Raw genomic sequence first — 327 nt, 5'->3', positions numbered from 1 at the left:
TGAGAGACTCGAACACACCATTAAGATGTGTCGTTTCAATTTTCAGCTTGATCCAGATTTTTAAAGAGCAAAACTTCGCAGTGCACCTTTTCAGGTTCACTCTGAAGTTTTCTTGTGTTCGCAGTAAAAGATGGTGGAGCTATGCGGGATCGAACCGCAGACCTCCTGCGTGCAAAGCAGGCGCTCTCCCAGCTGAGCTATAGCCCCATCGTTTTGCAATCTCTGTACCGCTCATCCTTTAAAAGGAGTTTGGTAGGCCTGAGTGGACTTGAACCACCGACCTCACCCTTATCAGGGGTGCGCTCTAACCACCTGAGCTACAAGCCT

The 327-nt window shown here is 48.9% G+C and carries 2 tRNA genes; both read right to left on the bottom strand.

Annotated features, from left to right (window positions below):
- Positions 1-131: 131 nt before the first annotated feature.
- A tRNA-Ala gene (locus FHC48_RS23165) sits at positions 132-207 on the bottom strand.
- A gap of 43 nt (positions 208-250) precedes the next feature.
- Positions 251-327: transfer RNA gene (locus FHC48_RS23160), tRNA-Ile, on the bottom strand.

It is taken from the genome of Enterobacter sp. EC_50, from assembly GCF_019584525.1.
Classification (GTDB): domain Bacteria; phylum Pseudomonadota; class Gammaproteobacteria; order Enterobacterales; family Enterobacteriaceae; genus Enterobacter; species Enterobacter roggenkampii.
The sequence above is the reverse complement of the archived record's forward strand: the minus strand, read 5'-3'. Positions and strand labels throughout refer to the sequence as shown.